This is a genomic window from Anabaena sp. TISTR 8404 (assembly GCF_056847745.1).
Map to the genome: position 1 here is coordinate 6,860,339 of NZ_CP180578.1, position 12,805 is coordinate 6,873,143.

Annotated in this window: 9 protein-coding genes; 3 read left to right on the forward strand and 6 right to left on the reverse strand. The window is 40.5% G+C overall.

Going from position 1 to position 12,805, the window contains the following annotated elements; translation table 11 throughout:
* Positions 1 to 75: 75 nt before the first annotated feature.
* The 3 genes from ACMX3D_RS29525 to ACMX3D_RS29535 all read right to left on the reverse strand — a co-directional run bounded on the left by ACMX3D_RS29525 (position 76) and on the right by ACMX3D_RS29535 (position 3,495).
* On the reverse strand, positions 76 to 1,092 hold the full coding sequence (locus tag ACMX3D_RS29525; protein WP_482749312.1) for a DUF389 domain-containing protein: 1,017 nt from the start codon (positions 1,090 to 1,092) through the stop codon (positions 76 to 78).
* A gap of 362 nt (positions 1,093 to 1,454) precedes the next feature.
* Positions 1,455 to 1,886, reverse strand: coding sequence for a colicin V family bacteriocin (locus ACMX3D_RS29530; protein ID WP_482749313.1), 432 nt, complete (start codon positions 1,884 to 1,886; stop codon positions 1,455 to 1,457).
* A 34-nt stretch (positions 1,887 to 1,920) separates the two neighbouring features.
* On the reverse strand, positions 1,921 to 3,495 hold the full coding sequence (locus ACMX3D_RS29535; RefSeq protein WP_482749314.1) for a GMC family oxidoreductase: 1,575 nt from the start codon (positions 3,493 to 3,495) through the stop codon (positions 1,921 to 1,923).
* A gap of 805 nt (positions 3,496 to 4,300) precedes the next feature.
* Here ACMX3D_RS29535 and ACMX3D_RS29540 point away from each other — a divergent pair.
* The 3 genes from ACMX3D_RS29540 to ACMX3D_RS29550 are packed head-to-tail and all read left to right on the forward strand — an operon-like array spanning position 4,301 to position 8,096.
* The gene (locus ACMX3D_RS29540) at positions 4,301 to 5,206 is read left to right on the forward strand and encodes an SMP-30/gluconolactonase/LRE family protein (RefSeq protein ID WP_482749315.1); all 906 of its coding nucleotides are present in this window, start codon (positions 4,301 to 4,303) and stop codon (positions 5,204 to 5,206) included.
* Positions 5,203 to 5,772 carry a DoxX family protein gene (locus ACMX3D_RS29545; RefSeq protein WP_482749316.1) on the forward strand — a complete coding sequence of 190 codons (570 nt, stop codon included), beginning with the start codon at positions 5,203 to 5,205 and terminating at the stop codon, positions 5,770 to 5,772. Before ACMX3D_RS29540 ends, ACMX3D_RS29545 begins: the two co-directional genes overlap by 4 nt.
* A 41-nt stretch (positions 5,773 to 5,813) precedes the next feature.
* On the forward strand, positions 5,814 to 8,096 hold the full coding sequence (locus ACMX3D_RS29550) for an FUSC family protein (RefSeq protein WP_482749317.1): 2,283 nt from the start codon (positions 5,814 to 5,816) through the stop codon (positions 8,094 to 8,096).
* Between the two features lie 79 nt (positions 8,097 to 8,175).
* On the opposite strand, the gene ACMX3D_RS29555 is transcribed toward ACMX3D_RS29550, so the two are convergent.
* From ACMX3D_RS29555 to ACMX3D_RS29565, 3 genes are all read right to left on the reverse strand, one after another.
* Positions 8,176 to 9,225 (reverse strand): AI-2E family transporter, encoded by a 1,050-nt coding sequence (locus ACMX3D_RS29555; protein ID WP_482749318.1) that lies wholly within the window; start codon positions 9,223 to 9,225, stop codon positions 8,176 to 8,178.
* A 77-nt stretch (positions 9,226 to 9,302) separates the two neighbouring features.
* Positions 9,303 to 11,786, reverse strand: a complete 2,484-nt coding sequence (locus ACMX3D_RS29560) for a plasma-membrane proton-efflux P-type ATPase (RefSeq protein ID WP_482749319.1) — start codon at positions 11,784 to 11,786, stop codon at positions 9,303 to 9,305.
* A 34-nt stretch (positions 11,787 to 11,820) separates the two neighbouring features.
* Complete coding sequence (locus tag ACMX3D_RS29565) at positions 11,821 to 12,789, reverse strand: VOC family protein (protein WP_482749320.1); 969 nt, start codon at positions 12,787 to 12,789, stop codon at positions 11,821 to 11,823.
* Positions 12,790 to 12,805 lie beyond the last annotated feature (16 nt).

The following is a 12,805-nucleotide window of genomic DNA, read 5'->3' on the forward strand; positions in this document are numbered from 1 at the left end:
AGAGGAAATTTTTTCACTAATCAAATATGAGTTTTATATCAAACCTACGTAATTTTCAATGGCCACGATTAGCACTTACTTAACATTTTTTGATCTGTAACTTCTAACTTCCTCAATTTCACCAACTTCAAAAATTAAGTTAAAAGTTTGACCCATTTCTTTTTCTAAAAATTTTTCTAAAAGTCCTACTTGCTTTGGTGTTATTGGTGCTTGAGTCCGAACGCTTAAACGGACTTGCGGCGGATTAGTTAACCAATTTACATCACTATTTAGCAATACCATTCTTTGAAAAGTCACAGTTCTATTTAATAATGCTTGTCGCAAACTTACTTCCAGTCTGCTTTGTCTAATTAACTGAAAAAAGCTAACACTCAAGGGAATAAAAAGTAAAAATGTTAATCCTAATGTCCATATAAGGGCTTTTTTAGCACGTTTAAATGAAGTGCAACCCGTTAGCAAAAACGTCAGCATACAAGCAAGAGTAATACCTAATAAATTGGTAAGATAAAGTATAGTTGCACCGATACTTAATGACCAATTTACTTGCGATAAACCTAAACCTATTACACAAATTGGTGGCATGAGTGCAACTGCGATCGCAGTTCCAGCTAAACTTTCAGAAATTTTGGGTTGCACCTTAGCAAAACCACTAATTCCCCCAGCCGCCACAGCAATTCCTAAGTCTAATAAAGTAGGTCGGGAACGACTAATAATTTCGCTCCCAAATTGGGGCAATGCTACAAAATAACCAATAGTACAAGCTAAAGCAATTGCTATAATAGTTCCGCTAATAATAGCAGCTAAAGCTTGCCGAAATAAAATAACATTGCCTTCTAGAGCGCCAAACGCCAATCCTCGAATTGGTAACATTAAAGGAGCAATAATCATTGCACCAATAATTACAGCAGCACTATTAGAAAGTAGTCCCAATGTTGCAATTACGCAAGAGCCAATAATTAGTACAATATAATTGGTGTTGATTGTTGATTCTTCTAGCAAACTATTACGAATATCTTCTAATTGGGGTGGCAAAATTTTACTTTTTTTAAGTTTGTTAAAACGATTACGAATCCCGTTTATATTTAATCCCATAACTCGCATTATAATATTTTTTTAAGCCTAGGGTAGATATTGTATACCCTGGCAAATCTATGTATTTAAAATTGCTCAATATTTTAAAAATATCATCTATCGTAAGAGTAATTTTTTTATCTTTACTATTAATAAAAGTTAAGAAATGAGAGAAATTACGTAAGAATTCAGGAATCAGAAGTCAGAATGATTAATCAATCAAGCTTTGCCTAGACAGAGATTTTAATAGTCTAGCAGTATTAGTTATTAAACTCTGATTAATTATGATTCTGTATTCTTACGTATTTAAGTAATTGCTTTGTTCTAAATTAATTAATCAAAATCCCAGATTTTTTCACTTTAAAATCCTCCTCACCAGAAAACTACTTCAACTGGAGTTGAATTGCTCCACCTTGGGATTTTGAGAGTGCTTGTAATTCTTCCCAACTGTAATGACGGGGTAATTCAATTGGCTTGTGATTGGCTCCTAATCCCAACCCAACTGTTGGCTGAAGTTCCTCAATAAATTCTTCTGTGTACTCTGCTAACTTATTACCTGCAACTCCGCCAGTAATTGCTCCTGCAACACCACCAATCACAGCACCTACCTTACCACCAATTGAGCGACCTACGGCAACTCCAGCAATCCCGCCTCCTATGGCTCCCAAGCCCGTTGCAATAGGATGAGCATTAGAAGATGTTGTAGGGTAAGTTTGGTTTTGCGTTTCTAAATCAGTAGGATGAGCATTGGAGGCTGTTTCTAGAGATGTTTGGTTTTGCAATATTGCCAGATCAGGCTGTTTGTTGTGTGTCATCTGTCTATCCTAGAAATAATTAAACTTCACCTTTTTATTTCAATCGTTCAGCTAGATGATCGCCAACGCGTAAGGCATTGGCCATAATTGTGAGTGTAGGGTTAGCACCCGAATTTGACGGAAAGAAACTACTATCTACAACATAAAGATTATCGATATCATGGGTACGGCAATTGAGATCCAGGACTGAGGTTTGAGGATCTGTGCCAAATCGACAACTACCGCATTGATGGGCTACTGCTTGTTCTGGTAGATGAGTGCGGGGATAAATACTAAATGGTAAGACGTGTTTAGCAGAACGCGGAATTGACTTGAGTACAGATGTCCAACGATGGATGAGGCGATCGCTGGCTTCGGTATTATTTAATGTATAGTCAATGTGAATCTTTTCACCCACTACCCGAATCCGATTATTGGGATCTGGTAAATCTTCTGTTTGCAGCCACCAGCCTACAGAGCGTTCGGCTAACAAATGTCGCTCATAATGAGGAATTAGCTTGACAAATGGAGCCATCAGTGGCGGAGCTTCGGCGGGAATCATATCAGCAAGGACATTACCTGTATTCTGCACCATACCCATCGGATAAGGAAAATCAGGTTCTCCCCAGTAAAAGTCGTTGACGGCAATGGTTTTTTGAAATTTGGCGTGATTTACGTCTAAGTGTATGGAAACTATGGCGGTTTCCAACTGTTTCATGAAATTTCGCCCTACCTGATCAGAACTGTTTGCCAATCCATTGGGATGTTTATCGTTAGCAGAACGTAACAACAAAGCTGGCGAGTTGACAGAACCACAAGCAACCACCACAATATCGCCTGCAAACCAATGTGTTTCCCCAGCAATTTCAGTTTCTACGCTTGTTACTTCTCGCCCAGACTCACTAGTATGCAACCGCAACACTTTAGCATTGGTTTTGAGGGTGAAATTGCTATACTTTTCACGAGCCGGACGAATAGCATTGACATCGGCATCAGCTTTGGCGTGTACAAGACAGGGGTATCCGTCAAAGGTATCGCAACGAATGCAGGGACTATTTGTGCGATCGCTTTCATTCAGCTTTAATCCTAGTGGTAGGTGAAATGGGTAATATCCTAGTTCGCGGATTCCATCAACCAGAGCCTGCATATCCGGCTCATGACTCACAGGCGGATAAGGATATGGCTCGCTACGAGGCGGTTCAGTGGGGTCTTCTCCTGCTTTTCCATGCACGTCATACAGCTTTTCTGCCTGTGTGTAGTAAGGCTCAAAGTCTCGATATTTCAAAGGCCATTCCGGCGAAATTCCTCCCTTGTGAATTACTTTTTCAAAATCTCGCTCTCGCAACCGCACTAAGGCTGCACCGTAGAGTTTAGTATTGCCACCAACCCAGTAACCTGTCTGGGGTTTAAATGCTTTACCTTCTTTGTCATACCATTCTTCATCGGTATGATAGCGATGTTTTTGATAAACTTCTTTTGGATTCCAATTATCTTTCTCTCTTGGCAGAAAGTCGCCTCGTTCTAGAACCAAAATCTTCTTACCTGTGGGTGCAAGGCGGTGAGCCAGTGTCCCTCCCCCTGCTCCCGAACCGATAATAATGATGTCGTAGCGCTCAGTGATGTTCACCATATTTTGACACCATACTATTCACTTTCAATTTATTTATAAAAAGTATTAATTCATGAATAATATAAAATAATTTTGCAACTAATGGAATTACTTTCCAGTAGCTAAATAAGTTAATTAATTCTAAATGTATATTTCTAAGTTCAACCTAAATCTTTATCTCAAATATTGCTTCTATCCAACGGCTTAATATTTATTTATGCCTAAAGAGAGGTCAATATTTCATTTCACTTTCATTTTTAATATGTATTGTATGAATCAAACACGTGTTGTATTTGGAGAAAAAGCCTAATAATTCTTGGGGGAATCAACTATATTTTTTACTTTGAAAGATTTATTTCAAAAAATAAACATAACTTAATTTATTTTCAGGACTTATATTTAGCAAATTACTTGCACAATCTATATCTATGGTTTGAGGGAAATTTAATTTAATTAAACAATAATTATTTTCAAAATAATTATTAAACAAATTTTGTCTTTATTTAAATTGGCATAAATATCTATTTATAAGTCATCCGCTCAGTTTTTGGTAAAAGAAAAAATAAGTGCAAATCAATAGCAATTTTGTATGAGTTTGAAGCTGCTATTTATCATCAGCAAGCAAATTCAACTTCCTTCAGGAGAGAGAACAGGGAACGGGCAACAGGCAACAGGAAAGTCCGTTTGTTCCCTCTCCCTACCGATGGGTTTGAGTACTCCACCTCGGATGGTGGTAAGTCTTGGCGGGAGCTTAAATCTCCCGTCATAGACAGCCCCTGTTCCCTATTTCCTGTTCCCCGTTCCCCGTTAATAATAGGAGTTTCCTATGCCAGAAACCATTGAAATTTATGACGATCGCCTGCGTGCTATTGTATCTCTAGAAGCTTCACTGCAAAAGTTGGCTAACGACGCAGTTCACAGCGAAGGCCCTGTTTACATCCACGAAGACGATAGTGTTGTGTGGAGCGATGCTCATGGCAATCGTCTGCTACGCTGGAGTCCAACTGACAAAGTAAGTGTCCTACGTGACCCATCTGATTACCAAAGTGGTAATTACCGAGACTTGGAAAATCGTATAGTTGCTTGTTCTTCTGGTCTGCGTGCCATCATCCGACAAGAACATGATGGTAAATGGAAGGTTTTAGTTGATCGCTACAATGGCAAACGCCTCAATAGTCCTAATGATTTAGTAGTTAAAAGCGACGGCACAATTTGGTTTACCGATCCACCTTATGGTATTACAGAGCCAAATCAAGGTTACGGTGGGGAACAAGAACAACCTGGAAGTTATGTATATCGGTTCGACCCAGCAACAGATGAGATTTATCCTGTAGTTACAGATATGATCCGCCCTAACGGACTGGCGTTCAGTCCAGATGAAAGTTTGCTGTATGTTTCAGATACAGCTGCGTTTAATATTCCAGATGGGCCGCATCATATTCGTGTCTATGATGTTGTAGATGGACGATGGGCAAAAAATGGACGTGTGTTTGCAGTCATCGAGCCAGGACAACCTGATGGATTTCGGGTCGATGAAAATGGCAATGTTTTTACTAGTTCTGAAGATAGTGTGCAGGTATACACCCCAGACGGAACTCGCTTAGGAAAAATTCTCGTACCGGAAACCTGCGCTAATCTTACTTTCGGTGGGAAAGAACGCGATCGCCTATTTATCACCGCAGGCAAATCTTTATATGCTATCAACCTGAAAACCCGTGGTGTGCAGCTATGATTTATCAATTTCTGTTAGGTGTAGCGATCGCTGTCTGGGTAATACCGAAGCTCATTACTTTTGGATTAGCTGTAGTTAATTATCCATTTCTTGGCCCGCATTTGGTGAGTTCTCTTGTTTATGCTTATCCCGGTGGACTCGCAGGATTAGCACTGCTACTGCTAAGAGTGAGTGTTGGCGGATTATTTTTAATTCATGGCTACCCCAAGGTACTGCATATTCGGCGGTGGGCTGACTCGATCAATACACCCGTATTTCTCTGCATTATCTCTGCATGGTCGATGTTGGGTGGTGGATTGTTCTTAATTATTGGCTTACTTACACTTTTGGCAACCTTGCCGATTCTGGCTTCTATGTTGTTTGCCATATTGTTACATTTAATACAAGGTAAACCCTTTGTCGCCACAGATCCTTACTTAATTCCTGAAGACCAGTATAAAGGCCCGTTAGGAAAAGGAGAACCGCCTAGTTGGGAAAAAGCGTTTATGTACTGCGCTATGCTGATTGCGATCGCTGTTTTAGGCCCTGGGGCATATTCCATAGATGCTCTCATTTTTGGAAAATAAATCAGTAATCAAACTGAATTCCTATAGTCGCCAGCAGAATAATGCCATCCAAAAATAAACGTCCTTTGAGTTGGTTGTTGCAGCAATTTCAACTCAAGCCAGGTAAACCTGCCATTGTCTCTGGATTCCGTAGCCTTTTGATCCTGGGTGTCCCAATTGGGATTAGTATCATTACTGGTAATGCTGCTGCAAGTGCGATCGCTACTATGGCGGCTTGGTTTGTTGGGATGGTAAATATTGACGGCACTTATCGTCAGCAACTGAAGGCGATGATCGCAACTACCATTGCCGTGACTACAGTATTTTTAATTGCCAGTCTGGTAAGTAGTCATCTCTGGTTAGCTATCCCAACAACCTTCGTTGTGATGTTTATCGCGGGTTTAGCAGGTTTGTATGGCAACGTAGCCTCATCTGTTAGCTTGGTGACTTCGATCATGTTTGTCATTGCACTGGCTAAATTTGCGACATTTACCAATTTCCCTACACTGATTCAGCACTGTGCGCTATGTTTAGCTGGGGGAACATGGACAATTTTACTGTCATTAGGAATTTGGGCAGTACGTCCTCATGACACAGCAATACAAACAGTGGCTAACTGTTATCTCTCGTTGAGCAAATTTGTAGACTTAGCCAACGAGAGAACATTAAATCCCCAAAAGCGACAGGAGTGGACAGAAAGATTTTTGCAAGCTCAGGATACTGTAATTCAAAACTTGACATCTGCTCGGAGTGTCTGGACAGCAATGTGGACTGTGCAGAAAGGCGCTAACCAAAAAGGAAATAACTTGTTGATATTGATTGAGGATATCAATCAAATTGTTAATTCTGTTGTGGCATTGAGTGAACTAGTGGCGATCGCATCTGAAGATCTATTATTTTCTCAGTTACAGAAAGAAATTCAGCAAGTAATAGAACAGTTGACAATTGCTCTACAAATGTTGTCAAAAGCAATCGTCAAAGAAAAAAACTCAGTTTCTTTAGGAGATTTGGATCGCACAGTTGAGGCACTAAAACACCAATGGGAAGTTGTGCGCTCTTATGTCCTCAATCAAACAAGTAACTCTCAGACAGATGACTATGGCGAGCTAGTTCATCTGAGAAATATTACCACCAGTTTGATCAATCTGGCACAACAAATTCATACTGATGCAGAGATTGTTACAGATTTAAGACAAGGAAAACAAAGTCGCATCACTCAGGAAGACATTTCCCCTCCACCTCAGTCAAAGCCTTCTGCCATTATTGATACATTGCGAAATAACTTCACTTTTGATTCCGTCATTTTTCGTCATGCGTTGCGCCTAGCACTGATCACAACATTTGCACAGTTGCTGGCATCAGTATTGCAACTACCCAGAGGTTACTGGATAACGCTAACAGCCTTAGTTGCACTAAAACCTAACTTTGGTGGAACATCCGAGACAACAGTGCAGAGAGTCATCGGTACTATTTTGGGTGGAATTATTGGAATTGTTCTCGTTTTACTAGTTCAGAATCAAAGTGCGATCGCTTTGTGTTTACTGCTGTTGGTATTTATTGCCATGTCGGTGCGATCGTTAAGCTATAGCATCTTTACCATATCGCTCACTCCCGCCATCATTTTACTACTCAACCTGATTAGTGCAAGTGGCTGGCAAATAGGAGTATTGCGTATTGTTGATAGTTTATTTGGAGGTGCTTTAGCATTAGCTGGCAGCTATTTGCTTTTCCCTAGTTGGGAACGACAGCAACTTCCCGCACAACTAGAAAAGACAATGCGAGCCAATCTCGCCTACTTTCAACAGGTTATCGCTAACTACCTCCATCCAGAACAAAATGTGTTTGCTTCTATCAATACGCTACGCCATCAAGCCGCACTAGAGAACGCCAATGCTACCGCTGCATCTCAAAGATTGTTCAGCGAACCTCGTCACGTTCAAGGAGAAATCGAACCTGTAATGACGTTGATTCTCTACATTCGTGGCTTTTTCAGTTCAGTGACAACTTTAGCAGAACATCTGCGAGAATTTAGCGGTGAGTACCAATTTACGGAACTCCAGCGACTAACGGATTCCATTATTCAAGTTTTGGAAAACCTAGCAGACTCTCTGCGACAGAAACAGCCACCCCAACCGTTACCAGCACTGAATAGTTATCTTGAAGCCATTCACAACCAAACTGAACAATTACATACTGCGCGTTTATCAGAGATTGCTACAAATTACCACACTTTAACTCCCACATTACAAGCCGTTCGAGAACAAACTCCTCTATATACAGAACTAGAGCGAATTATTCATGAAATTAAAGTTATTCACTGTGTAATTAATCGTATGCAAGAATAATTTTGGATTGCTTGTTGAGTAAGCGCAAAGCGCAAGCTAAGGCTACACCACGCCAAGGGCAAACAGCTACGCACAGTATTTATCCTGAAGGTACTTCCGTCTTCTCAGAATTCTTAAGCGTGAATTCATCAATGAGTGTCACAATGATAGCGGCAGCTGGAACTGCAAGCAATACACCAATAAGTCCAAATAACTTACCCATGACAAGAAACGTCACAATTACCATAACAGGATGTATATTAACTTGCTGCCCCATTACCAATGGTTGAACAATATGAGCATCTATCTGATTCAGAACTAAAAATAGTATGAGAACAAATACTAACTTTATTGGTGAAATGCTCAGTGCTACTAAAGCTGGTAAAAAAGTACCAACAATGGAACCAAAGTAAGGAATAATCTCAAATAAGCCTGCAATAATACCAAAGGCAAACGCTGATGGAATCCCCAAAATCCATAGTCCAAAAGCAGCGCCTGCACCGAGAAATATCATGGCAATTCCTGTACCAAAAATCCAACCACGTAGTCTGGTCTGGGAAGCCTTGAGGACTCGTGTAAACCGTTGGTGATGTCGGCGAGGAATTAACCGTAAAATACCATTCACTAAAGATTTGGGGTCGTAAGCCATATACAACGCTAGGATTACTGTCGCTACCAATTCCAGCGTGAAGTTGAAAGCTTGTCCTAAAAAAATCGGTACTCCACCTAGTAACTGATTGATAAAGTTCCGCAATTGTATTAGTGATAAAGAGATATCAGGAATAAAGGTGAATTTACGGCGTAGTTGCTCAACATCTCCCGTCAATCTATTGAGATAAGCTGGCAGTGTGGTTAATAGATTTTGAACCTCAGATGTAGCATTAGGTATGACTACAGTAGTCAGCAATACACCAAAGCCAATTATCAATCCAATTAATAGCAGAACAGCAACATCCTGTGACTTAACCAGCTTTTGCAAAAAGCGCAATAGGGTGCGTAAAACTAAAGCAATTAACGCTGCAATAGCTATTAGTTCTAATACTGGTAAAAGTTGATATAGGATGTAGAGTACCGCTGCAAGAATTACTGCCAAAGGTGCGCCACGAGTGAAGTGAGAGCATTCATTGTCTCTATCCCTAAAATTTGCCATTTTGGATAATCACTCATCTTCGTATATGAAGATAAATTTAGTTACAGCTATTTAATAAATCTTACCTTAAATTATATTTAATCACCTCGTCTACTAACTCTTGGTGGATGATGAAATAATCTGTATCCTAAATGTTTTACCCAGTCAAGAATCAAGAGCAATCCTAAAGAATAACCCCAAACTATAGCAGCTAAACCCCAGCCGATAGGTGACATTAGTCCGAAACCAAATATTGACACTAAACTAGCAATAATCTGTGTAGCAAAAATAGCTAAGAGTAAAATATTTACTGGTTTTTCTGTCCAAAATGATTTTTTGGTGCGAGTCACAAATATTGTTAAGTGTCCTGCAACTGATAGTTTTAAATATACTAACGTCTGTAGCATTCCTGGACTCAGGTGTAGTAATTCTCTACCTATATAAAAAATGCCAAAAGAACCAAAGACGCTCGCAATGCCAATTAAGGTAGAAACACCCAAGACAACCAACATATCCCAAGTAGCAGGTTTGTGATCAGGAATCGCTCTATCGTAGGCGATCGCTAAAATTGCTCCATCATTAAGTAAAGCCAACAGTACAATCATCACCGCCGTCATCGGATAAAAATTAAAAACTAAAATTGACAGCGTTAAGAAAATCAAAATATCAATAGTTTCCGCAATTCTATATAAAACATAGCTATACATCCGTTGAAAAATTTTGCGACTTTCTCTCACAGCATCAGCAATGACAGTTAATCCCGGCGCAAGTAAAACGATATCAGCCGCAGCACGCGCCGCATCAGTCGCACCAGAAACAGCAATACCCACATCTGCCTTTTTCAAAGCTGGTGCATCGTTGACTCCATCGCCTGTCATCCCGACAATATGACCTTTTTGTTGTAGTGCTTCAACGATGTAATATTTATGTTCAGGAAATACTTGACCAAAACCATCGGCTTGCATCACCGCATCAGCCAACTGTCCCATTTGATGGGTATCGCTGGTTTTAAATAGCTTGGCATTCAAAATATTAGTGCCTAAACCTAATTGCCGACAAGTTTCTTTAGCGATCGCTACTTGATCACCTGTAAGCATTTTGACTTTCACACCCAGGCGTTTTAAATCTTCAATCACAAATTGCGAATCACTTCTTGGGGGATCAAATAAGGGTAAAACACCAATAAACTGCCAATTACCTTCAGGATTAGTTCTGGCGACACCTAACGCCCGAAAGCCCCGTTTGGCGAAATTATCAATGGTTTTATTCACAGAGGCTTCAATCTTAGACCGATTAGCAACTAAGGCTAAAATTACCTGGGGTGCGCCTTTACTGACTTTAAATTCTTGACCGTCACCTGTAGAGATAGTTGCTTGTGTACGTTTAATTACTGGGTCAAAAGGTAAAAAACGCGTCACTTGATAATTATTCAGTTGTTGTTTATCTTGTAAACCTGCCAGAATTGCCCGATCAATCGGGTCTTCCTCAAAATTGTGGGAAGCTAGAACTGCTGCCAAAATCACTTGCTCAGGAGTGAAATTACCTAAACTAACTGGTTCGCCTAAAGTTAACTGATTTAAGGTGAGAGTCCCAGTTTTATCCGAGCAGAGAATATCCATCCCCGCAACTTCTTCAATGGATTCCAGACGGCTAACCACTGCCTGTTTTTTGGCTAAGGCTCGCGCACCGATCGCCATCGTGGCGGATAATACTGCTGGCATAGCTACCGGAATAGAAGCCACAGTCAAAACTAAGACAAATTTTAAGATGTGGAGTAAGCGATCGTGCCGATAAAGAGCCACAAAGACAATTAACACCACCAGCACGAAAGCAGTAGCGATTAAAAAGTTACCTATCTTGAGGATGGTTTGCTGAAAATGACTGTGAATCGTGGCAGTATCTACTAAGCTGGCAGTTTTACCAAAAAAGGTATTTGCACCTGTGGCGTAAACCAAGCCATCAATTTCCCCTCGTTTCAGAACTGAGCCAGAGTAGACAGCATCCCCTGTTTCTCGTGTCACTGGTAAAGACTCTCCAGTTAAAGCCGCCTGATCAACTTCCACAGAATCACCCGCCAGCAATCGCGCATCCGCCGGGATAACATCGCCAATTCGCAAGTGAATGATATCTCCTGGGACTAACTCACGGGCTGGAACCGTCAGCCATTGATGATCTCGCTTGACACGCGCATTGAGAGCGAGTTGAGCTTTGAGAGCCGCGATCGCATTTCCCGCCTCAAATTCTTCCCAAAAGCCAATAACACCATTACCGATTAGCAGAACTAAAATAATTGCAAAATCTACCCAATCTCTTACCAAGGCTGACAAAATCACAGCCACTTCAATCATCCAAGGAATCGGCCCCCAAAAATGAGAGAGAAATTGCTCTACAACACTGGTTTTTTTCTCAATTAGTTCGTTGTAGCCATAGCTAGAAAGACGACGCTGGGCTTCTTCAGCACTGAGTCCCTGTTCTAAAGAGGTTGTTAATTGAGCTTGTAATTCTTCAAGGCTCAGGTTGGCTAAATCTGCGGTTTGAGTGTTGTGATTGTTATGAACTGGAGGGTGAGAATTGTGTTTCATAATTTTCTCACAGCCATTTTTGGATTAATCAGTCTCATTCACCAATTAATAATATTGCGTGTCCGTCAGGATCTTTAACTAAACAACCCTGCTGGTAAGGGAATAAATTATCTGCAAATTGTACAATTCTTGGTGATATGAATTGCACGTTATTACGCAGTAACTTATCAATTAACAACTCAAGATTATTCACAACCAGCTGAATCTGCACGTTCCCAACATCGCAACTTTTCCAGTCACTTGGTATAGGACGACCTTTTCCAGGCACAAGATAGTCTAGCAATTCAATTCCTACACCGCCTTGAACTGGTCGCAGTGCTGTAATTTGAACTTCGGCTTTTAGTAAGTTATCCATCCGCGCTTGAGTAGCACCGCAGTTAAAACTGCGACTATCAACTTGCATTCCCAAAAGGTCGCGGTAAAAGTGTAGACTTTGTTCGGTGTGGGAAATTGCGATCGCACTATGATCTATTCCCAAAAATAAGCGATTCGTGTTTTGATGCCATTTATCTTGTCCTTTATCAGACGGAAACCAAATTAGCTCTAAATCGTGTCCATCCGGGTCTTTAAATTTGAAAGCACGCACACCACCAGACGCTTCATTATCGGATGGTATGGTTTGCGGTGCGGGGGATATAAGTTGAATAGGAAATGAACATAAATGAGCATGAGCGCGATCCATATCACTCACCACAATCGCCAAATGTTGAAACCATAAATCATTACTTTGGGAATCGCGGGGAATAAGTTGAGAGTCAATATTGATATATTCCATCAACTCAATAAGTTCATCACCTAGACGCAAAGTGACAATGCGAATTTTCGCATCAATTACGCCTTCCAGGTCGCTGTAATCTTGTCCTGCAACAGTGATATCAGAAACAAGTTCAAAATGAAGTGCTTGGGTGTAGAAATTCAAAGAGCGATCGCAATTCGTCACTGTTAAGCCAATAGCTCTAATTTCTTGTACCTGTACTGTATCAGTGCGACTAAAAGTATTCATAAATGATATAGCCGTT